Genomic DNA, 21737 nt, shown 5'->3' on the forward strand with positions numbered 1-21737 from the left:
TAGCAATGGACCAGCGCGGCGGCCGATTCAAGGCATCCAGGCCGGATGGCGCCGGTGCCCCGCGCGGCGCCGCAAGCGCCAAGGGCACGCGCCGCCAGGCGGTTGCTCCCGCGATGTGGCCGGCGATTCTGCCGGTGCGTGCCCGTCCGGACCCGCCGCGTGCGCGCACGCGAAGAGGGCCTCCCCAACGAAAAAGCCGCCCCGGAGGGCGGCTCTAAAACGCTGCAGGAGACGGCGCCGGAGAGACGGCGCGAGGGCCTCAGTTCAGCTTGCTCTTCACGTCGCCGATCGCGCCGGAGATGAGGCGGTCGGCGACGGCACCATGGGCGGCGTGGCCGAGGAGGGTCTCCGCGGCCTTGGCGGCGACATCGGCGGCGATGGCCTTCACGTCGGCGATGGCCTGGTGCTCGGCCTGGGTGATCTTGTCTTCCGCCATCTTGGTGCGGCGGGTGACGAAATCCTCCAGCTTCGCCTTCGCCTCGGCGGCGAGGCGCTCGGCCTCCGCCTTGGCGGCGGTGACGATGGATTCGGCCTCGGCCTCGGCCTCGCGCTGCTTGCGCTTGAACTCGGCCACCAGCTTCTGGGCCTCTTCCTTCAGCCGGCGGGCCTCCTCCAGCTCGGCGGCGATGCGCTGGCCGCGGCTGTCGAGGGCGGCGGCGAGCGCCCGGTGGACGCCGGCATAGAGCAGGATGCCGACGAAGACCAGGAAGGCGACGGCGACCCAAATCTCGGCCAGTGACATCTCGTTCATCGCAGGGTCCTCAGATCCGTCGGCGGCCGCGGGGCCGGGGATGGCGCGAATGCGCCCGTCCTGTTGGTGTCTCGGGCAGCGGCCCGGCCGCGCCGTCGTTCGTCAGTGCGGGTCCCGGGGTCGCCGGGACCAATCTTGCGCGGCCGCCCGAAGGGACAGCCGGGGTGCTCAGGCCGCGTCCTTGCGGGTCAGGGCGGTGTCGACCGCCTGCTCCAGCTCGCCCTGGGCCGGCGCGGTGCCGATCAGGGTGGAGACGATGGTACCAGTGGCGTCCACGGCGATGCCGCGCACATGGGTCAGCGCCTCGGACTTGGTGGAGGCGATGCGGCCTTCGGCGTCGGCGAGCTTGGCCGACAGCTGGGCCTCGAGGGCCTTGCGGTTGGCGTCCGAATCGGCGGCGAGGCGGTTGCGGGTCTCGCCGGCGATAGAATTCGCCTTGGCGCGGGCCTCGTTCAGGGCCTTCTCATAGGCGACCTGGGCGGCCTCGCTCTCGGCCTTGTGCTTGGCCGCTTCCTCGAGGTCGTCGGCGATGCGGTCGTGGCGCTCTTCCAGGATGCGGCCGATGCGCGGCAGCGCGATGCGGCTCATCAGCATGTAGAGGAGGCCGAAGCTGAGGGCGAGCCACAGCAGCTGGGAGGCGAAGGTGGTGGCGTCGAAGGGCGGGAAGTGGGCCTTCTCGCCATGACCGGCCTCGGCGGCGGCATGAGCAGCCCCGGTGGCCGGCGTGGGGTGGGCAGCCTCGTGGGTGCCCTGGCCGGCGGTGCCGGTGGGCGGAGCGGCCTGCGCGACCACCACCGCCTGCGCGGCGGGATCGCTCGCTGCCGACACGGGAGCGCCCATCAGGACGGCACCCGCGAACGCCAGCGCGACAGTCATTTTCCACGACTTCATCATGGCTTGCCCGCCTTCGCACCTGTCATTTCCGCACCCGGGCGCCGCGCGCCCGGGGAACCTTGTCCGTTAAGGCCGATCAGGCCACGAACAGGAGCACGAGCGCGACGACGAGCGCGAAGATGCCGAGACCTTCCGCGAGCGCCGCGCCGATGAACGCGCGGGCGAACTGGCCATCGGCCGCCGACGGATTGCGCAGGGCGCCCGCCAGGAAGTTGCCGAAGATGTTGCCGACGCCGATGGCGGCGAGGCCCATGCCGAGCGAGGCGAGACCGGCACCGATGAACTTACCAGCTGCGGGATCCATAGGACTGCTCCTTGAGAACGCGTTGTGTTGGTGGGACCTTGGATGCGATCCCGGGTGAGACCGGTGTCAGTGACCCGGGTGGATCGCGTCGTTGAGGTAGATCGAGGTGAGAACCGCGAAGACGTAGGCCTGCAGCACCGCCACCAGAAGCTCCAGCGCGGTGAGCGCCACGATCATGGCGAAGGGCAGGGTCGCGCCGAACCAGCCCACCACGCCGGCCGAGGCCAGGCCCACCACGAAGAAGGCGAACACCTTCAGCGCGATATGGCCGGCCAGCATGTTGGCGAACAGACGCAGCGACAGGCTGATGGGGCGGGAGAGGAAGGACACCACCTCGATCACCACCAGGAAGGGCAGGAGGAAGCCCGGCACGCCCGACGGCACGAACAGGTGCAGGAAGTGGGTGCCGTGCTTGACGAAGCCGTAGACGATGACCGTGCCGATCACCAGCAGCGCCAGCGCCGCGGTGACGACGAGGTGGGCGGTCACCGTGAAGGTGTAGGGGATGAGGCCGACCACGTTGGCCACGAGCACGAACATGAACAGCGAGAACACCAGGGGGAAGAACACCATGCCCTGGTTGCCGGCGCTGTCGCGCACCATCTTGGCGATGAACTCGTAGCTCATCTCCGCCGCCGACTGCGCCCGGCCCGGCACCAGGGTGCGGCCGCGGGTGGCATAGGTGAGGAAGAAGAAGATGATCGCCACGATGCCGAACATGAACATGGCGGCATTCGTGAACGAGAACTGGACGCTGCTGAAGTTCAGCAGATCCACGTAGCGCTTGATCTCGAACTGGTGGATCGGATCGACGGTCATCCGAACACGCCCCCTGCCATCGCGGCCTCGGCCGCTGAACCCCAGAACACGGCCGAAGCCGCCAAATGTCTCAACCGGCGAACCAGACGGCCCGCCCGCAAATCGGCGGCAGCCGGGAAGGGCTGCCGGAAAACCTTGCGCTCCCGCCGCGCCGCCGGCCTTGGCCGGCCGCAGCGCCCGTCAGGAGCCGTGCGGGGTTTTCTTCCGGCCTTCGCCGGAGGCCCGCAGCATGTTCAGCACGCCTGCGGCGAAGCCGAGCAGCGTGAAGACGATCAGCCCGAAAGGCGTGATCGAGAAGAGATAGTCGACGCCGTAGCCGATGAGGGAGCCCACCAGAACGCCCGACACGAATTCTGCACCCAGCCGGAAGGCAAGCGCGACGCCCGACTTCGACGAGGTGTCCGGTCCCTTCGGGGCCGCCACCTCGGCCTTCGCGCGCACCTGGCCCAACGAGGAGTCGAGCCGCTCAAGCCTTGCGGAGAGCTCGGTATCGCTGGGCCTGGCGCCTTCCGCCCCGCCCGGTCCGTGCGAGCCCCCCGTGGAGGTATCTTCAGGTCCGGGCATGGCGCAAGTTCCTGGCTCTGGTGAAGGACGGCAGTCCTCCCCCTCGAACCGCGGCGCACCATAGTTGCGTCAAAATTGGGTGTCAAGGCAGGGCGAGTGCATAGTAAATAATTGAAAATAAAGCGGAAAAATAAGGCTGCGACATCGTGCTTCGCCGTCTTTGCACGCCGCCTTCCCGAACGACGCCCCCCACCCCTCGCACCCGCCCTGTTCGCCGGTGCCCGGATGGGGTCGCGCGCCGCCTCTAGACCGCTTCGCGCAGCCGCTCGGCGCTCTGCAGATCCACCGAGACGAGGCGGGAGATGCCACGCTCCGCCATGGTCACACCGAACAGGCGGTCCTGGTGCGCCATGGTGATGGGATTGTGGGTGATGGTGAGGAAGCGCGTGTCGGTGAGGCGCGTCATTTCCTCGAGCAGGGTGCAGAAGCGCTCCACATTGGCGTCGTCGAGGGGCGCGTCCACCTCGTCCAGCACGCAGATGGGCGCGGGGTTGGTGAGGAAGACGGCGAAGATCAGCGCCATGGCGGTCAGCGCCTGCTCGCCGCCGGAGAGCAGGGAGAGGGTCTGCGGCTTCTTGCCCGGCGGCTTGGCGATGATGTCGAGGCCGGCCTCCAGCGGGTCGTCCGCATCGGTCAGCACCAGTTGCGCCTCGCCGCCGCCGAATAGCGTGTCGAACAGCTTGCGGAAATGCCCGTCCACCACGACGAAGGACGCCTGGAGGCGCTCGCGCGCCTCGCGGTTGAGGCTCTGGATGGCGGCGCGCAGGCGCCGGATCGCCTCGTTGAGGTCGTCGCGCTCGGTGGTCAGGCGGGTGTGCTGGGCTTCCGCCTCCTCCAGCTCCACGTCGGCGCGCAGGTTCACCGCGCCAAGTCGCTCGCGGTCGCGCTTCGCCCGCTCCAGCGTCGCCTCGATGGCGGCGACGTCGGGCGGCGGCGCGCCCGCCACGAGGCCCGCCTGCTCGCGGGCGAGGTCGGGCGGGCCGTCGAGACTGTCGGCGATCTCGCGCTGGAGGTCGTCGCGGCGCTGGCGGGCGGCGTCCAGCCGGGCCTCGGCGCGGGCGGCCTCGGCGCGGGCGCCGGACATGGCTTCCAGCGCGTCGCGGGCGGCCCGGTCGGCGCTGGCGAGGGCCTCCTCCCCCTCCGCGAGGCGATCGGCGGCGGCACGGCGGGCGGCCTCCGCCTCCTCCAGCGCATTCATCAGCGCGCGGCGGCGGCGGATGAATTCGGAGGGCGCGTCCTCGATGTCGGCGAGCTCGGTGCGGGCCTCCCCGGCGCGGGCGGCGATGGCGGCGAGCCGGTCTCCGGCACCGCCGGCGCGCAGCCGCCACGAGCGCTCCTCGGCGGCGATGGCCTCCAGCCGGCGCAGGCGCTGGCCGGCGTCGCGGCGCAGGGCATCGAGGCGGGCGCGGGCCTCGGCGGACGCGGCGCGGCGTTCCGCAGTTTCGGCGCGGGCGCGGGCGAGGTCGGCTTCCAGCACCTGCGGCGTGTCGAGGGCGGCGAGCTGGCGCTGGGCCTCGGCCTGGGCGGCCTCGGTCTCCTCGCGCACGGCGGCGAGGCGCGCGCGCGCCTCCGCCAGGGCCGAGAGGCGGGCGAGATGCTGGGCGGCGCGGCGCTCGGCGGCTTCCAGGGTGGCACGGCTCGCCTCGGCGGTGCGCTGGGCGGTGCGGCGGGCCTCGCGGGCGGCGTTCTCCGCCTCGCCCGCCTGGCGCAGCGCGCTTTCGCGCTCGGCGAGACTGGCGCGCACCTCGTCGAGATGGGCTTCCGCCAGCGCGGCCTCGGCCTCGATGTCGGCGAGGCGGTTGCGCTCGGCGAGGCGGCGGGCGGCGGCGGTGGGCGCGTCGGCGGCGGCGACGACGCCGTCCCAGCGCCACAGGTCGCCCTCGGCGGACACCAGCCGCTGCCCCGCCTTCAGCCGCGTCGCGAGGCGCTGTCCCGCCTCCCGTGCCACGATGCCCACCTGGGCGAGGCGGCGCGCCAGGGCCGGCGCGCCGGAGACAAAGCGCGACAGGGGCTCGGCGCCCTCGGGCAGGGCTGGATCGGAGGGGTCGGGGGCAGCGCCCGCCCAGCGGGCGGGGGCGGCGCCATCCACCGGAAGGTCGAGATCGTCCCCCAGGGCGGCGCCCAGCGCCGTCTCGTAGCCCTTGGCGACGGTGACGAGGTCCGCCACCGGGGGAAAGCGCGTGTCGCTGGATTGCAGCACCTTGGCGAGGGTGCGCGCCTCGGTGTCGAGCCGGCCGAAGCGGCCCTGAGCCTCGGCGAGGGCGGGGCGCAACTCCTCGATGGCGCGGCGAGCGAGGGTGTGGGCGACCTCGGCGTCGATGCTCGCCTCCTCGGCCTCGGCGAGCGCCTCGCGGGCGGCCTCCGCCTCCAGTCGCAGGCTTTCCAGCGCGTCGGTGCCGGCCTGCTGCTTCAGGCGATGCTCCTCCGCCTCCACCGAGGCCCGCTCGGCCGCGTTGCGCACCAGCCGGTCGCGGGTTTCGCGCAGAAGCTGCTCCAGCGAGGCGCGCCGGGCGCCGAGATCGGCAAATTGCGCGGTCTTCTCTTCCAGTGCCCGTTCGGCCTCCTCCAGATGGGCCGCGGCCTCCTCCAGCCGGTCGGCGGCCATGGCCTCGCGTTCGGCCGCCTCCTCCTGCTCGAAGCGCAGGTTTTCCGCCTCGCCCGCGAGGCGCTCCAGCACCCCCTCGGCATCGGCGGAGAGCGCCTGCTCGCGCTCGGTGTCCTGCGCCAGCTGGGCGAGGCGGCGCTCCAGCTCCTCCTTGCGGGCGGCAAGGCGCGCTTCTTCGGCGTCGAGCTCGGTGCGGGCGTGGGCGAGGCGCTGGAGGGCGGCGGCGGCCTCCGCCTCGCCCTGCCGCAGCGGCGGCAGCGCGTGGGCGGCGAGCGCCTGGAGGCGGGCGGCCTCGGCCTGGAGGCGGGTGTGCTCGGCGCCCTCGCGCTTGGAGGCCTCCACCGCCTGCTCGGCTTCCGCCAGTGCCCGCACCACCTCTTCCCAGCGCAGCCACAGCAGGGTGGCCTCGCACTGGCGGATCTCGGCGGCCAGCGACTTGTAGCGCACGGTCTGGCGCGACTGGCGGCGCAGCCCGTCCACCTGGGTGCCCAGCTGGGTGATGACGTCTTCCAGCCGCAACAGGTTCTGCTCGGCCGCCTTCAGCCGCGTCTCCGCCTCGTGCCGGCGGGCGTGCAGGCCGGCGACGCCGGCGGCTTCCTCAAGGATGCGGCGGCGGGCGTTGGGCTTGGCGCCGACGATCTCGCCGATCTGCCCCTGCCGCACCAGAGCAGGGGAGCGGGCGCCGGTGGAGGCGTCGGCGAAGATGAGCTGCACGTCGCGGGCGCGCACGTCCTTGCCGTTGATGCGGTAGCTCGATCCCGAGCCGCGCTCGATGCGGCGGACGATCTCCAGCTGGTCCCACTCGTTGAAGGCGGCAGGGGCGGTGCGGTCGGAATTGTCGAGATGCAGCACCACCTCGGCGGAGTTGCGCGCCGGCCGGCCGGTGGTGCCGGAGAAGATCACGTCCTCCATGTCGTTGGCGCGCATGGCCTTGTACGAGCTTTCGCCCATCACCCAGCGCAGCGCCTCGACGAGGTTGGACTTGCCGCACCCGTTCGGCCCGACGACGCCGGTTAGCCCCGGCTCGATCAGAAGATCGGTCGGCTCGACGAAGGTCTTGAAGCCCACGAGCCGCAGGCGGTCGAACTTCATGCCGGTGGTGCGATCGTTGCGGTCGGTGCGGTGGAACGCGTCATCACATGAGCGTGCATGCCCGTGCGCCCCGGCGCAAGCCATTCCCGCGCAACGATCCACAGGGGGTTCCGACCGGCGCGGGCGGGAGCGGCGATTCGTCTGCGCCCTCAGGTTGCAGAGGGACTGGCTGGCGCCGGAGATGCAGGGTCGGCGGGGGCTTCGGGCCCCCGCCCTGCCTTACCTTCGCGGCGCGAAAGGAGTAGAAGGCGGGCGATACCGATTGCATGCGCGCGGCGACGACCCATCTTAGAGGCTGCCCGGCCCGGGAGGGGCGCCCGCACGGCGCGACACGCGGCGGGGCCGGGGCGGAATTTTCGGGGATTGCGACAGATGCTGCTGAATCAGGGCGGGGCCAAAACTGCGGGGGCCAACGGCGCGGGGGCGAATGCCGGCACCGGCGCGCCCGGCGGCGACATCATCGAGACCACCACCCAGACCTTCATGGCCGACGTGATGGAGGAATCGAAGCGCCGGCCGGTGCTCGTGGACTTCTGGGCGCCCTGGTGCGGCCCCTGCAAGACCCTCACGCCGGTGATCGAGAAGGCGGTGAAGGCGGCCAAGGGCAAGGTGCGCCTCGCCAAGCTGAACATCGACGACCACCCGGTCATCCCCGGCAAGCTCGGCATCCAGTCGGTGCCCACCGTCTACGCCTTCGTCAACGGCCAGCCGGTGGACGGCTTCATGGGCGCGCTGCCGGAAGGCCAGGTGAAGGCCTTCATCGACCGTCTGGTGGGACCCGGCGGCGATGGGCTGGAAGAAGCCCTGGCGGCCGCCGAGGGCGCGCTGGCGCAGGGCGACCTCGTGACCGCGGGGGAGATCTTCGCCGGCGTGCTCGGCGAGGAGCAGGACAATCTCAAGGCCCTCTCCGGCCTCGTGCGCACCCAGGTCGCGGCCGGCGCGCTGGAGCAGGCGAAGGCGACCCTCGCCCTCGCCCCGGCCGACAAGGCCAACGACCCGGCGGTGGCGGCCGCGCGTGCGGCGCTGGACGTAGCGGAGCAGGCGGCGGCGCTGGGCGACCTCGCGACGCTGCAGGCGCGGCTCGACCTCGACCCCGCGGATCATCAGGCCCGCTTCGATTTCGCCCTCGGGCTGAATGCGCGCGGCAAGCGCGAGGACGCGCTCATCCACCTGCTCGACATCGTCAAGCGCGACCGCGCCTGGAACGAGGACGCGGCGCGCAAGCAGCTCGTGCAATTGTTCGAGGCGTGGGGTCCCACCGATCCGCTCACCATTTCAGGCCGTAAGAAATTGTCCGCAATCATGTTCGCCTGAGGGGCGCATCCCGCCTCCGCCGCGGAGCTGCGACCCGAAGGTTTCAGGACGTTATGCGTCCCGCTCGCGAAGGCTTCCTTCGCCGGGACGCGCGAAGAGGATTGACCCGTGGCCGCCAACCGCACCTATTTGTCGCCGACGGAAGTTCCGCCGGTGGTCCCCGTGTTCCCGCTGGCGGGCGCGCTCCTGCTGCCCCGCGCCGAGCTGCCGCTGAACATCTTCGAGCCGCGCTACCTCGCCATGGTGGACGACGCCATCGGCGGCGCGCGGCTGATCGGCATGGTCCAGCCCGACGAGGCCGCGGGCGACTCCTCCCGCGGGCCGGCGGTCTATCAGGTGGGCTGCCTCGGCCGCCTCACCCAGTTCGGCGAGACCGGGGACGGCCGCTATCTCATCACCCTCAGCGGCATCTGCCGCTTCCGCATCATCGAGGAGATGTCGGTCACCACGCCGTACCGCCAGTTCCGCATCGACGTGTCGGAATTCACCGAGGATTTCGAGGCGGCGGCCGGGGAGGGCGAGGTGGACCGCGAGGCGGTGCTCTCGGCGCTCGCCGCCTTCCTCGACGCCAACAAGCTGGAGGCGGACTGGGACGGAATTCGCCAGGCCGGCACCGAGACGCTGGTGAATGCCCTCTCGGTGATGTCGCCTTATGGCGCGCTGGAGAAGCAGGCGCTGCTGGAGGCGGAGAATCTCAAGGCCCGCGCCGACATGCTGGTGGCCATCACCCAGATGATGCTGGCCCGCATGCCGGGAGACGGCGAGGGCTCGCTGCAGTAGGATCGCCGCGGTTCAGGGCTCGATGGCGAAGCGCAGGCGGCCCGCCGGCGCGAGCGTGCGGGCGTCGAAGGTGCGCAGCTCCGTGGCGCCATTGACCTCCAGCGTGACCACCACCACCTCTCCGGAGACCGCCGTCGAGAGAATGCGGGCGCCCTTGGGCAGAAGGGCGGTCATCTCGCCGGTGGCCAGCGGCTTCGCCCGCAGCATGCGGTAGCCGATGACGCCGAACACGGCGGCCATGCCCAGCACCATCACCAGGATGGAAACGCTGGAGAACTGGCGGAACTTGCGGATGATGCGTTCCTGCTCCGGCGTCAGCGCCTCGTCCGGGGCATCGGTGGGGGGCGGGCGAAGGAACATCGGGGCCTTTAGCTCCTGACAGGACGGGTATGAACGCAACGACGACCGCTGCTGCCGACGGGACCGGACAAGACGTTTCCGATATCGACCCTGCCGGCCTCGACGACATCGAGGACGACGCCTCGGGCGCGGTCCTCACCCTTGCCGTCGCGCCGGAGGACGCCGGCGCGCGGCTTGACCGCGTGCTCGCCCGCCTCGCCCCGGACCTGAGCCGCACCCGCATCCAGCGTCTCGTTGCGGAAGGCCGGGTGTCCGGCAGCGCCGGTGTGGTAGGGGACGCGGCCAGCCGGGTCAATGCCGGAGACGTCTACACTTTGGTGCTGCCGGCGCCGGAGCCCGCCGCGCCGGTGCCGCAGGACCTGCCGCTCCACGTGGTCTTCGAGGACGCCCACCTCATCGTCATCGACAAGCCGGCCGGGCTGGTGGTGCACCCGGCGCCCGGGCACGCCTCGGGGACGCTGGTGAATGCGCTGCTGCACCATTGCGGCGACACCCTCTCGGGCATCGGCGGGGTGCGCCGGCCGGGCATCGTCCATCGCCTCGACAAGGACACGTCGGGCCTGCTGGTGGTGGCCAAGTCCGACGCCGCCCACAAGGGCCTCGCCGCCCAGTTCGCCGACCACGGCCGCACCGGCCCGCTGGAGCGCGCCTATCTGGCCTTCGTCTGGGGCGTGCCGGAGGTGCGGGGCAAGGTGGATGCGCCCATCGACCGCCACGCCACCCACCGCCAGAAGATGGCGGTGCGCGCCTCGGGCCGCGCCGCCGTGACCCATTGGGAGGTGCAGGAGACCTTCACCGGCCACACCGGGAGCGAGGTGGCGAGCCTCGTGGAGTGTCGCCTGGAGACCGGGCGGACCCACCAGATCCGCGTCCACATGGCCCATGCGGGCCATCCGCTGCTGGGCGACGAGGTCTATGGCCAGGGGTTCCGGACCAAGGTCTCGCTGCTGCCGGAAGCCGCCCGGGTGCGGCTGGCCAAGCTCGGCCGGCAGGCGCTGCACGCCGCGCGCCTTGGCTTCGCCCATCCGGTGACGGGGGATACGCTTTCGTTTGAAAGCGAGCTGCCGCAAGACCTTGCGACCCTCGCGGCGGCGCTCGGCGGGCGTGCATAGATGCAAACGCCTCTCGCGTCGACGTGAGAGGATGAAACCTATCCGCGTTCCGTTCGTATCTATATCATCATGCGTCGCGGTCGGCGTCATGCGGCCGCGAGGCGGCTGCCCGGATGGGGGCCGCGGGAGAAGGAGGCCTCGTCATGGCCCAGCATAAGTCCATGCCCATTCCCTCCGCCGAGGGCGGGCTGTCGCGGTATCTGGAAGAGATCCGGCGGTTTCCCATGCTGGAGCCGCAAGAGGAATATATGCTCGCCAAGAGCTGGCGCGAGCACGGCGACCGCGATGCCGCTCACAAGCTGGTGACGAGCCATCTGCGTCTCGTGGCGAAGATCGCCATGGGATACCGCGGTTATGGCCTGCCGATTTCCGAGGTGATCTCCGAAGGCAACGTGGGCCTCATGCAGGCGGTGAAGCGGTTCGAGCCCGAGAAGGGCTTCCGCCTCGCCACCTATGCCATGTGGTGGATCCGCGCCTCCATCCAGGAATACATCCTGCGCTCGTGGAGCCTCGTGAAGATGGGCACCACGGCGGCGCAGAAGAAGCTGTTCTTCAACCTGCGCAAGGCCAAGAGCCAGATCTCCGCGCTGGAGGACGGCGACCTGCGCCCCGACCAGGTGCAGCAGATCGCCACCAAGCTCGGCGTCACCGAGCAGGACGTGGTGGACATGAACCGCCGCCTGTCGGGCGACGCCTCCCTCAACGCCCCGATCCGCGAGGAGTCGGAGGGCGGCGAGTGGCAGGACTGGCTGGTGGACGAGCGCCTCGACCAGGAGGAGCAGCTCGCCGAGAGCGAGGAGCTGGACAACCGCCGCTCGGCCCTGTCCGGAGCCCTCTCTGTGCTGAACGACCGCGAGCGCCGCATCTTCGAGGCGCGCCGTCTGTCCGACGACCCCATGACTCTGGAGGACCTCGCCGCCGAATTCGGCGTCTCCCGCGAGCGCGTGCGCCAGATCGAGGTGCGCGCCTTCGAGAAGGTGCAGAAGGCGGTGATGGACAAGGTGCGCCAGATCGAGGCGCCGAAGCCCGAGGCGGTGTCCGCCTGAGGTAGCCCGGTCGGCGACGGTTCCGCCGCCGTCAAGACCGCGCGAAAAGCCCCGCCGGACAGGGTGTTGGCCGGCTTCCAAAAGCCGTCGTTCCGGCTGTAGCATGCCCCTCGCCTGCGTCGAGTCGACGCGGCCGGCACGGTGATTCCTCCCCGCGTGGACCTCTCCGCTGCTGAAGATCCCGCATCCGCCGAGCCGGCGGGTTGCGGGCGCCGGCTGTCCGCCGGCGGGTCGTGCGGTGGGGGTTCGGCGTATGACGGTCGAGTCGCAGCAACGCCCCGTCTCCGTGCGCGCGCCGGTGGTGTCGCTTTCGCTTTTGACCGCCGCGACGGTGGTCGCCTCCATGGCCCTGCTGGCGGCCGTGCTCATGTGGCAAGGCTGGCAGGCGGCGCGCACCGCCCTGCTGCATTCCGCCCGCGAGACCACCTTGGCCATGGGGCGGCTGATCGACGAGAAGGTCCAGCGCCTCCTCGCCCCGGCCACCGTGACGCTGCGCTATCTCGCCCGCGACCCGCTGGTGAGCCAGCCCGACCTCGTGGACCCCAGCCAGCGCCTTCCGGTGATGGCGGACGTGCTCTCGGCCATTCCCGTGCTGTCCGCCGTCTACGTGGGCTATCCCAACGGCGACTTCCTGCTCATGCGCGCGCTGCGGACACCGGCGGCGCGCAGCACCCTGGATGCCCCCGATGGCTCGGCCTTTCTGGTGCAGAGCATCGACCGGGCGGGGGCCGGCGCCGACCGCGGCGCGGCGTGGCGCTTCTACGATGGCGACCTCAAGCTCCTCGGCGAGCGCGCGCTGCCGGGCTACGACTTCGATGCACGGAGCCGGTCCTGGTATCGCGACGCGCTGGCGAACTCCGGCGTGCAGCTCACCGCCCCCTACGTCTTCTACACCACCCGCCAGACCGGCGTGACGCTGAGCGCGCGGGCGGTGGAGAACGACGCGGTCATCGGCCTCGACGTGGATCTCTCCGATCTCGGCGGCCAGCTCGACGGTCTGAAGCTCACGCCCGGCTCGGAACTCGCCATCGTCGGTGCCGACGGCTACGCTTATGCCTATACCGATCTGGCGCGCACCTACCGGCGCATCGGCAACGAGATCGCCTTGACCAAGCTCGCCGATCTGGGCGTGCCCGCGCTCACGGCGCTGGAGCGCAGCGGGGCCCCATTGGGCGACGCCACCGGTCTCGACGTGAACGGCCAGACCTGGTTCGGGGTCGCCATTCCCCTCAAGTCGTTTCCCGGCCGGGACCTGCGGCTGCTCATGGCGGCGCCGGACAGCGACCTGCTCGCCGCCATCCGCTCCGGCATCGCCCGACAGGTGTGGTGGACGCTGGGCCTGGTGGCGCTGCTGCTGTTCGCCGGCTGGTTCGGCGGCCATCGCCTCGGGCTCAGCCTCGCCAAGCTGACCGCGCAGGCGGAGCGGCTGACACGGTTCGATTTCGGCCTGCCCACCCAGGGCCGCTCGCCCATCCGCGAGATTCGCCGGCTGGAGGAGGTGCTCGGCGAAGTCTGCGTGACCATCGAGAATTTCCTCACCACGGCCCAGACCATCGGCAGCGAACCGGGCCTCGACCGCATGCTGGAGAAGGTGCTCCAGCAGACCGTGGCGGCCACCGGCTGCAGCCGCGGCGCGGTCTATCTGATGGAGGCCGGCGGCGGGGCGCTCCACCGCGCCGCCGTGGCGACCGGCGGGCGCGCAGGCGCGGTGGAGGCGGCAGGAGGCTTCCCCGAGACGCTGACGCCCGCTGCCTTCGGCCCCGGTCATGCCGGCATCCATGGCCCGGCCGAGGGGACAGGCCAGCTGGTGCTGGCGCTCACCAGCCGCCAGCAGATGCCCATCGGCCTTCTGATCCTCGAACATCCGCAGGACGATTCCCATCGCGGCGACGAATTCCGCGCCTTTGCCGAGAAGCTGTCGGGCGCGCTGTCCTCCTCCATCGAGACGCGGACCCTGATCGAGGGACAGAAGAAGCTGCTCGACAGCTTCATCCTGCTGCTCGCCGATGCCATCGACGCCAAGAGCCCCTACACCGGCGGCCACTGCCGGCGCGTGCCCCAGCTCGCCACGATGATCGTCGACCGCATGGCGCAGGAGACCGACGGGCCCTACCGCGACTTCCGCCTGCGCGAGGAGGAGCGCTACGCCTTCCACCTCGGCGCCTGGCTGCACGATTGCGGCAAGGTCACGAGCCCGGAGCACGTCATCGACAAGGCGACGAAGCTCGAGGCCATCCACAATCGCATCCACGAGGTGCGCACGCGCTTCGAGGTCCTGTGGCGCGACGCCGAGATCGCCCATCTCAAGCGCGTCGCCGACGGCGCGGAGCTGGAGGCCTCGCAGGCCCGCATGGCGGCCGAGCGGGCCGAGCTCTTCGACGACTTCGCCTTCGTCGCCGCCTGCAACATCGGCGGCGAGTTCATGACGGACGAGGCCATCGCCCGCCTGAAGGCCGTGGCCGGGCGCACGTGGCAGCGCCATTTCGACGACCGGATCGGCCTCTCGCTGGACGAGGAGCGCCGCCTCGCCGGCCTGCCCCGCGATCCGCTGCCGGTGGAGGAGAAGCTTCTGGCCGACCGGCCCGAGCATGTGGCGCCGTGGTTCGGCCGCCGCCCGCCGGTGGAGCCCGGCGACCCGGACAACGTCTTCGGCTTCGACATGAAGCTGCCGGCGCATCAGGCGAATCTGGGCGAGATCTACAACCTCTCCATCCGCCGCGGCACGCTGAGCGACGAGGAGCGCTTCAAGATCAACGAGCACGTGGTGGAGACCTACGTGATGCTCAAGAGCCTGCCGTGGCCGGCGCATCTGGCACGGGTGCCGGAGATCGCGGCGACCCATCACGAGCGGATGGACGGGGCGGGCTATCCACGCCGCCTGCCGGGGGCGAGCCTCAGCATCGAGGAGCGGGTGATGGCGCTGGCCGACGTGTTCGAGGCGCTGACCGCGGCGGACAGGCCCTACAAGCCGGCCAAGACCCTGTCGCAGTCGCTGAAGATCATGGCCTTCATGTGCCGCGAGGGGCATCTCGACCCGGAGGTGTTCCGCTATTTCCTCACCAGCGGGCTGTGGGACACCTATGCCGAGGGCTTCCTGAAGGACGAGCAGCGCGACGACGTGGACGTCGCCGCCCTCCTCGCCCTTCTGCCCGATGCGCAGCGGGCCGCCCCCGCCGCCTGAGGCGGCGCGAGGGGGCGGTGCGCGCGGCTCAGCCGGCGAGGCCGGTCTTGGGCTTCTCGCGGGCGCCGCGCGCCACGTGGACCATCATCAGCTCGCCCACATTTTCCGGCGTCAGCAGGCCCACGAGGCGCCCTGTGCCATCGGTGACGCCGACGGCGGGGGCGCCGGCACTGGTGATGAGCTTCAGCGCCGCATCGAGCTTGGAACGCGCCTCGACGGTGGGGATGTCGGCCTGCATGGCCTCGATCACCGGCGTCTGCGGTCCCTGGTCCTTCAGCGCGCGGATCATGGCGTCGCGGGTCAGCACCCCGCGCAGGCGGCCGGCGCCGTCGACCACGGGGAATTCCTTCTGGGTGGAGCGGATCAGGGCGTCGGCGGCGTCGTCCACGGTGGCCTGCGGCCCCAGGGTCTCGAAATGGGTGATCATGGCGTCGGCCACGATGTGCCCGCGCGAGGCCTCCTTCAGCTGCACCTGGCCGGCCTCGCCCGAGGCGGCGAGGAACACGAAGACGCCTATGATCATCAGCATGGGGTTGGTGAAGATGCCGAGCAGCCCGAGGCCGATGGCGATGCCCTGGCCGATGGAGGCGGCGACGGCGGTGGCGCGGGCAAAGCCCATGTTCATGGCAAGCAGCGCCCGCAGGACGCGTCCGCCGTCCATGGGAAAGGCCGGGATGAGGTTGAACAGCACCAGGAAGATGTTGGCGCCGGCGAGCTTCACCAGCAGCGACTTGCCGGGGTCCTCGATCTTGGCGAGGTCCTCGGTGTTGATGCCCGAGGCGCCGAGGGTGAAACTCAGGACCACCAGCAGGATGAGGGCGATCACCACGTTCACCGCCGGCCCCGCCACCGCCACCACCAGCTCCTCCGATGGCTTTTCGGGAATGCGCTCCAGATTGGCGATGCCGCCGAACGGCCACAGGGTGATGTCCGGGGTCTTCACGCCGTAGTGCCGCGCCGCGAAGACGTGGCCGAGCTCGTGCAGCAGAACGCAGGCGAACAGCAGCGCCACGAACAGCACGCCTTCCCACGCCGCCTGGGCGCCGCCGGAGCGGTAATAGGCCGCCCAGATCCACACCAGGAACAGCAGGAAGGTGACGTGGATGCGGATCGCCGTTTCGCCGAGCCGGCCGATGGTGACGGACCAGGGCATCAATGATCTCCCGAGAATGCCCGGCCAGTCATAGCCCGTCGCGGCGCCGGTGCAATGACGGCTTGATAGTAAGGTAGGCTTATTATATTGTCGCCTTATGATATCCCCCCAAGCCCCGCCCCTGCCGCAGCTCGGCTTCATCCTGGTGGACACCGCCCGGCTCTACCGCACCCGCATCGACCGGGCGTTCGAGCACGCCGGCCTCGGCCTCACCTCCGGCGAGGCGCGGGCGCTGGCGCACATCAATCTGCATCGCGGGCTGCGCCAGTCGGCGCTGGCCGAGAAGATGAGCGTCGAGCCCATGACCCTCGTCGGCTTCCTCGATCGGCTGGAGGCGCTGGGCCTCGTCACCCGCGAGACCGACCCGAGCGACCGCCGCGCCAAGATCGTGGTGCTGACGCCCGCCGCCAGCCCCTATCTCGACGGCATTGAGATCGCCGCCGGCCGGGCGCGCGAAGAGGCCACCTCCGGCTTCTCGGAGGACGAGCGCCGGCTGCTGCGCGACCTGCTGGAGCGGATGCGCGCCAATCTCGCCCGCGACTGCGGACCCAAGGAGCCCGCGAGCCGCGACGGGGCGCTTCAGGAGGCGAACGCGTGAAGATCCCGGACCACGAGGCGCCGCCGGCTGCGTCTGCGTCTTCCCGTGCCGCGGCGTCCCCGTCCACGCCCGCCGCCGCGGTGCCGACCCCGCTCATGACGGAGCGGGAAGTTTCGGTGCTGGGCGGCATGATGGTGATGCTCGGGCCCATCAGCCTCTCGCTCTACACGCCGGCCCTGCCGACGCTGGTGGAGGCGTTCGGCACCAGCATCGCCACCGTGAAGCTGACGCTGACCGTCTTCTTCCTGGGCTTCGCCCTGTCGCAGCTGATCTGCGGGCCGCTGTCGGATGCCTATGGCCGCCGGCCCGTGGCGCTTGGATTCTTCGGCATCTATCTCTGCGGCAGCCTCGTCGCCATGTTCGCGCCGACCATCACGTGGCTGGTGGCCGGGCGCATCCTGCAGGGAATCGGCTGTGCCGCGGGCATCGCGCTGTCGCGCGCGCTGGTGCGCGACCAGTATACGGGGCAGGCCTCGGCGCGGGTGATGAACCTCATCGGCACCATGCTGGCCATCGGTCCCGCCATCTCGCCCACCCTCGGCGGCCTGCTGCTGGGCGCGGTGGGCTGGCACGCCATCTTCATCGCCATGACCGTCTACGGCCTCGTCCTCGTCGCGCTGCTGGCGCTGCGGGTGCCCGAGACCAACCGCAATCCGGACCGCAGCCTCGCCTCGCCCAAGGGCGTCGCCACGAGCTACCTCCGTCTGCTGCGCGACCGCGGCTTCATGCGGGCCGCCCTCACCGCCGGCCTCGGCCTCGGCGGCATCTACACGCTGGCGGCGCTCCTGCCCTTCATCCTCATCGAGAGGGTGGGGCTGTCGCCCACCGGCTTCGGCCTCGCCATGGTGATGCAGACCGGCGCCTTCATGACCGGCACCATCATCGCCCGCCCGCTGCTCAACCGCTACAGCGCGCACAGCCTCATCTTGCCGGGCCTCTGCCTCGTGCTGACCGGGGCGGCCGGCCTCGCCTTCGGGCCGCTGGTGCTGCCACTGTCCACGGCGAGCGTGATGGTGCCCATCTCCTTCTGGGCCTGCGGCATCGCCTTGCTGCTGCCCGGCTGCACGACAGCGGCACTGGCCGGCTTCGGCCCCATCGCGGGGGCGGCCTCCGCCCTCACCGGCTTCTTCCAGATCGGCAGCGGCTTCATCGGCACCTCCCTGTCGGTCCTGTTCCCCTCGCCGCTCATGGCGATGATGATGCTGGTGCCCTGCATGGCGCTGCTGTCGCTCTCGGCCCATCTCCTGCTCGCCCCCCGCGGCGGGGCGGTGCCGGAAACCGACGCCCGGCAGACCGACGCGCTCGATGCGGCCGATCTGGAACTGGCGGCGGACCCGCTCGGCGTGGTCGGCGCGTCCGGCGACGAGATCGAGGCCGGGACCTATCGCCGGGCCTCCTGAGGCGCGGCCGTGGCGCGCCCTCCGCCGTGCCGGTTGACCCGACGGCAGCGGCGATGGTCAATTCCCCCGCCCGACCCTTCGGGCAATGGGGGACAACATGAAACGTGTCGGATTCGTCCTGGCGGCGCTGCTCGCGCTCGCCGGTGGACAGGCTGAGGCCCAGACGGTGAGCTACGCTCAGGCCGCCGGCCTCCTGGCGCAGCATTGCGGCGATGACATCATGAAGCTCTGCCGCGGGCTCAACCTCGGCAACGGCGCCATCCACGCCTGCCTCGCCCAGAATGCCGGCCATCTCTCGCCGGCCTGCGCCGCCAACCACGAGGGCATCCGCCAGATGACCGAGGCGCGCGCCGCCGCGCAGAAGGAAGTCTACAAGGTCTGCGACCGCGACCGGGCGCAATACTGCCCCGGGCTCGTTCCCGGCGACGGCAACATCGTCTCCTGCCTGCTGGAGGCTTCCAAGGTGGTGAGCGGCGCCTGCACGGCCTCGCTCGTCAACGCCGGCTACACCCAGCAGTGAAGGGGGACGCGATCATGAGCCTTCATCTCTCGACCGTCGCCTTGCGCGCGGCTCTCGTCGCCGGCATTGCGGCCGCGCCCGTCCTGTTTGGAACCAGCCCCGCGGCGGCACAGGCGTTCACGCCCGACAGCGCCATCGTCCAGGGCCTGCAGGCGTCCGTGAGCAACGTGCCGACGGTGTCGGCCGAAGCCCTCAAGGGCCTGGCGCTGGCGCACATGCAGTATTCCGGCCCGCCGCAGAGCCGGCCGCCGCTCGCCATCCAGCTGGACCAGCTGGCTCAGATCAACGTGGAGATCGAGTTCGACCTCAATTCCGCGATGGTGAAGCCGGCGTCCTACCGCACCCTCGGTGCCATCGCGGACGCCATGCACAATCCGGTTCTGCTCGGCTACAAGTTCCTCGTGGTGGGCAACACCGACGCCACCGGCACCCGCGAGTACAATATGAAGCTCAGCCAGGAGCGCTCGGACGCGGTGGTCCAGGCCCTGGCCACCACCTTCCGGGTCGATCCCCGGCGGCTGGAATCCGTCGGCCTCGGCCAGGAGGCCCTCCAGGACACCCGCAACCCGGACGCGGCCATCAATCGCCGCGTCCAGATCTTCAACATCGGCAGCACCGGCGTACTGGCGCCCTGAGCCGACATGGGCCATCGCCGCAGCCGGGCGGGGGGAGCCCGGCTGCGGCCTTGGAGGACCCGATCAGGAGGTCTTCTTGGTCCGCGCCGGCTTGGTGGCGGCCTTCGGGGACGACTTCGCGGCGGACTTGGCCGGCATCTTGGCGGGCGCCGGCGCCGTCTTCACGGCGGAGACCTTCGCCACGGCCGCCTTGGGCGCCATGCTCTTGGCCTTCGGGCTGGCCTTGGCGGCCGGCTTTGCAGGCGCGGTCTTCGGGGCGGCCATCTTCGGAGCGGCCGTCTTGGCGACGGCGGGCTTCGCGGCAGCAGGCTTCGCAGCGGCGGTCTTGGCGGGCGCCTTGGCCGCGGCCTTCGGGGCCTTGGCGGCCGGCTTTGCGGGCTCGGCCTTCGGCGCGGCGCTCTTGGCGGCCTTGGCGGGAGCCGCCGCCTTGGGCGCCGGGCCCTTGGCTGCGGTCGCCTTCGGCGCCTTGGCGACGGGGGCCTTGGCCGCCGGCTTGGCGGGCTTCGCAGCTGCCTTCGGCGCGGTCTTGGCCGGGGCGGGCTTGGCCGGGGCGGGCTTGGCGGGTGCGGCCTTGGGCTTGTCGGCAGACTGCGTCAGGGCCGAGGCGGCCAGTGACTTGATCTCGGCGTGGGTGAGGCTACCGGGGTCCCGCAGGGCCTTCGCGGCAATGCTGCTCACCTCGTCACTCGTCACTTCCGGCTTCTTGGCCATGACTCTTCTCCGAATTCTACGCGCCGGCGCCGAATTCATTGTCGAATCACGACATTCGCCAGCATGTGATGCATCACCCGGAAAATTTGCGGATTGGTTAACGGCAAATTTTTGTCGCAGTATCAATGGCATGACGATTCTACCGGCGTCCCTGCGGAAGGCGGAACACGTCGCTGTCTGTCACACCTGCGTCCAACCTTGCACCTAAGGTGCCGAATCAACGGAAGCGCCAGACCGTCCGGCGGCGGCTCCGCCGCGGTCCATTCCGCTTCAATCGTCTCTACGGGGGTTCACGATGCCCGGCCGTCCGACCGTGCTGTTCCTGTGCCCTGACAACGGCGCACTCAGCCTTCTCGCCGAGGCCGTCGCGCTGCACCGGCATCCCGGTCTCCGCCCGTTCAGCGCCGCCGCCTCGGCGCCGGGTGCGGTGGATCCGGCGCTGATCGAGAGCCTCGGAGAGGCGGGCATTCCCGCTGACGGGCTCTCCGCCAAGCCCGCGGGTGTCTTCGTGCTGTCCGGCGCGCCGCGGCTCGACGTGGTGGTGGCGCTCGGCGAGGCGACGCGCAAGGCGCTCCGCCACCAGCCGTTCCTCGGCCTGCTGCGGTTCGAGACCTGGCGCCTCGCCGAAGTGGTGCGCAGCCTGCCGGCGCCGGCGCGCCGGTCCGTCTATGCCCGCCTTCTGCCGGAGATCGGGGCGGCCATCCGGCGTCTCGAGGACCGCATTGCCATGCGCCGCGCAGCGGCGTGACGCAGTAAGCAGCCGCGCAGCGGCATGACGCAGTAAGCAGCCGCGCAGCGGCGTGACGCAGTAAGCAGCCGCGCAGCGGCGTGACGAAATAGGCAGCCGCGCAGTGGCGCGAGCTTGGGCTCCGCGCCGCCGGATGGCCCGGCGGCGCCGTTACAGCCTCAGTCGGCGATCTTCCCGCCCAGCTCATCCTCGATATGGATGCGGATGATCTCCTCGAAGGAGCTCTCCGCCTTGAAGCCCAGCTCGGTCGCCCGGGCGGGATCGAACTTGCGCGGCCAGCCGGAGACGATCTTCTCGATCACCGGGTCAGGGGCCTTCCTGATGCGCGCCACCGCCTTGTCGCCGGCCACTTTGCGCAGCGCCTCGATCTGCTCGCCCACCGTCACCGCAAGGCCGGGCATGGTGAGGTTGCGGCGGGTGCCCACCTTCTCCCCGTCAATGGTGGCGGCGTGGAGGAGGAAGCCCACCGCCGCCCGCGGCGAGGCGTGCCAGTGCATCACTTCTTCCGACACCGGCAGGATCGCTTCCTGCCCGGCGAGGGGCTCGCGGATGATGCCGGAGAAGAAGCCGGAGGCCGCCTTGTTGGGCGCGCCCGGCCGCACGCAGATGGTGGGCAGGCGGATGCCGATGCCGTCGAACAGCCCGCGCCGCGTGTAGTCCGCCAGCAGCAGCTCGCCGATGGCCTTCTGCGTGCCGTAGGAGGTGAGGGGCGTGTGGAAATACTCGTCCGGGATCGCCTCCGGGAAGGGCGCGCCGAACACCGCGATGGACGAGGTGAACACGAGGCGCGGCGCATAGCCCTCGATCACCCGCACCGCATCGAACAGGTGGCGGGTGCCGTCGAGATTGATGCGGTAGCCCTTGTCGAAATCCGCCTCGGCCTCGCCGGAAACGATGGCGGCGAGGTGGAAGATCACGTCCGGCCGGTCCGCCACCAGCGCCGCCGCCTCGCCGGGCACCGAGAGGTCGGAGACCCGGGTGTCGATGGGAAAGGGCGCCTGCGGCGCCTTGGGCGTCACCACGTCATGCGCTGTGATGCGGGTGATGGGCTTGTCGCCGAGGCGGCCGTCGCGGGCGAGGCGCTCGATGAGCTTGCGGCCGACCATGCCGGCGCCGCCGATGACGAGGATGTTCATCTTGAAATGTCCCT

General features: G+C 70.9%; 20 protein-coding genes. 10 read left to right on the top strand and 10 right to left on the bottom strand.

Going from position 1 to position 21737, the window contains the following annotated elements; translation table 11 throughout:
* Window positions 1-259: 259 nt before the first annotated feature.
* From ABLE93_RS11870 to smc, 6 genes are all read right to left on the bottom strand, one after another.
* Window positions 260-751, bottom strand: a complete 492-nt coding sequence (locus ABLE93_RS11870) for a F0F1 ATP synthase subunit B family protein (RefSeq protein ID WP_348840008.1) — start codon at window positions 749-751, stop codon at window positions 260-262.
* Window positions 752-919: 168 nt separating this feature from the next.
* A complete protein-coding gene (locus ABLE93_RS11875) occupies window positions 920-1645 on the bottom strand; it encodes a F0F1 ATP synthase subunit B (protein WP_348840009.1) in 726 nt (241 codons plus the stop codon).
* A 76-nt stretch (window positions 1646-1721) separates the two neighbouring features.
* Window positions 1722-1949, bottom strand: coding sequence for a F0F1 ATP synthase subunit C (locus ABLE93_RS11880; protein WP_348840010.1), 228 nt, complete (start codon window positions 1947-1949; stop codon window positions 1722-1724).
* A gap of 66 nt (window positions 1950-2015) precedes the next feature.
* Complete coding sequence (locus tag ABLE93_RS11885; protein ID WP_348840011.1) at window positions 2016-2768, bottom strand: F0F1 ATP synthase subunit A; 753 nt, start codon at window positions 2766-2768, stop codon at window positions 2016-2018.
* Between the two features lie 180 nt (window positions 2769-2948).
* On the bottom strand, window positions 2949-3332 hold the full coding sequence (locus ABLE93_RS11890; protein WP_348840012.1) for an AtpZ/AtpI family protein: 384 nt from the start codon (window positions 3330-3332) through the stop codon (window positions 2949-2951).
* Between the two features lie 244 nt (window positions 3333-3576).
* Window positions 3577-7029, bottom strand: a complete 3453-nt coding sequence (gene smc / locus ABLE93_RS11895) for a chromosome segregation protein SMC (RefSeq protein WP_348840013.1) — start codon at window positions 7027-7029, stop codon at window positions 3577-3579.
* A 372-nt stretch (window positions 7030-7401) separates the two neighbouring features.
* Between smc and trxA the strand changes: the two genes are divergently transcribed.
* Together trxA and ABLE93_RS11905 are read left to right on the top strand one after the other, a co-directional pair.
* Window positions 7402-8343: a thioredoxin gene (trxA, locus tag ABLE93_RS11900; RefSeq protein WP_348840014.1), complete on the top strand. Its 942-nt coding sequence runs from the start codon at window positions 7402-7404 to the stop codon at window positions 8341-8343.
* A 108-nt stretch (window positions 8344-8451) separates the two neighbouring features.
* Window positions 8452-9123, top strand: a complete 672-nt coding sequence (locus ABLE93_RS11905; protein WP_348840015.1) for an LON peptidase substrate-binding domain-containing protein — start codon at window positions 8452-8454, stop codon at window positions 9121-9123.
* 12 nt (window positions 9124-9135) lie between these two features.
* On the opposite strand, the gene ABLE93_RS11910 is transcribed toward ABLE93_RS11905, so the two are convergent.
* Window positions 9136-9483, bottom strand: coding sequence for a hypothetical protein (locus ABLE93_RS11910; protein WP_348840016.1), 348 nt, complete (start codon window positions 9481-9483; stop codon window positions 9136-9138).
* Window positions 9484-9512: 29 nt separating this feature from the next.
* Between ABLE93_RS11910 and ABLE93_RS11915 the strand changes: the two genes are divergently transcribed.
* From ABLE93_RS11915 to ABLE93_RS11925, 3 genes are all read left to right on the top strand, one after another.
* Window positions 9513-10595 (top strand): RluA family pseudouridine synthase, encoded by a 1083-nt coding sequence (locus ABLE93_RS11915; RefSeq protein ID WP_348840017.1) that lies wholly within the window; start codon window positions 9513-9515, stop codon window positions 10593-10595.
* A 143-nt stretch (window positions 10596-10738) separates the two neighbouring features.
* Complete coding sequence (gene rpoH / locus ABLE93_RS11920) at window positions 10739-11641, top strand: RNA polymerase sigma factor RpoH (protein WP_348840019.1); 903 nt, start codon at window positions 10739-10741, stop codon at window positions 11639-11641.
* Window positions 11642-11894: 253 nt separating this feature from the next.
* A complete protein-coding gene (locus tag ABLE93_RS11925; protein ID WP_348840020.1) occupies window positions 11895-14822 on the top strand; it encodes an HD domain-containing phosphohydrolase in 2928 nt (975 codons plus the stop codon).
* 28 nt (window positions 14823-14850) lie between these two features.
* Here ABLE93_RS11925 and ABLE93_RS11930 read toward each other — a convergent pair whose 3' ends face one another.
* On the bottom strand, window positions 14851-15975 hold the full coding sequence (locus ABLE93_RS11930; RefSeq protein ID WP_348840021.1) for a site-2 protease family protein: 1125 nt from the start codon (window positions 15973-15975) through the stop codon (window positions 14851-14853).
* Between the two features lie 97 nt (window positions 15976-16072).
* Between ABLE93_RS11930 and ABLE93_RS11935 the strand changes: the two genes are divergently transcribed.
* From ABLE93_RS11935 to ABLE93_RS11950, 4 genes are all read left to right on the top strand, one after another.
* Window positions 16073-16573 carry a MarR family winged helix-turn-helix transcriptional regulator gene (locus ABLE93_RS11935; RefSeq protein ID WP_348840022.1) on the top strand — a complete coding sequence of 167 codons (501 nt, stop codon included), beginning with the start codon at window positions 16073-16075 and terminating at the stop codon, window positions 16571-16573.
* Window positions 16570-17973, top strand: coding sequence for a multidrug effflux MFS transporter (locus ABLE93_RS11940; RefSeq protein WP_348840023.1), 1404 nt, complete (start codon window positions 16570-16572; stop codon window positions 17971-17973). The genes ABLE93_RS11935 and ABLE93_RS11940 overlap by 4 nt, the downstream gene beginning before the upstream one ends.
* 97 nt (window positions 17974-18070) lie before the next feature.
* Window positions 18071-18493, top strand: coding sequence for a cysteine rich repeat-containing protein (locus tag ABLE93_RS11945; RefSeq protein WP_348840024.1), 423 nt, complete (start codon window positions 18071-18073; stop codon window positions 18491-18493).
* 14 nt (window positions 18494-18507) lie between these two features.
* A complete protein-coding gene (locus tag ABLE93_RS11950; protein ID WP_348840025.1) occupies window positions 18508-19128 on the top strand; it encodes an OmpA family protein in 621 nt (206 codons plus the stop codon).
* A 63-nt stretch (window positions 19129-19191) separates the two neighbouring features.
* On the opposite strand, the gene ABLE93_RS11955 is transcribed toward ABLE93_RS11950, so the two are convergent.
* The gene (locus ABLE93_RS11955; protein ID WP_348840026.1) at window positions 19192-19839 is read right to left on the bottom strand and encodes a hypothetical protein; all 648 of its coding nucleotides are present in this window, start codon (window positions 19837-19839) and stop codon (window positions 19192-19194) included.
* Between the two features lie 295 nt (window positions 19840-20134).
* On the opposite strand from ABLE93_RS11955, the gene ABLE93_RS11960 reads away from it, so the two are divergent.
* On the top strand, window positions 20135-20587 hold the full coding sequence (locus ABLE93_RS11960) for an arsenate reductase/protein-tyrosine-phosphatase family protein (RefSeq protein WP_348840027.1): 453 nt from the start codon (window positions 20135-20137) through the stop codon (window positions 20585-20587).
* A 158-nt stretch (window positions 20588-20745) separates the two neighbouring features.
* Here ABLE93_RS11960 and denD read toward each other — a convergent pair whose 3' ends face one another.
* The gene (denD, locus tag ABLE93_RS11965; protein WP_348840028.1) at window positions 20746-21723 is read right to left on the bottom strand and encodes a D-erythronate dehydrogenase; all 978 of its coding nucleotides are present in this window, start codon (window positions 21721-21723) and stop codon (window positions 20746-20748) included.
* Between the last annotated feature and the right edge of the window lie 14 nt (window positions 21724-21737).

Origin of the sequence: Xanthobacter pollutisoli, assembly GCF_040044995.1 — a bacterium.
GTDB lineage: Bacteria > Pseudomonadota > Alphaproteobacteria > Rhizobiales > Xanthobacteraceae > Xanthobacter.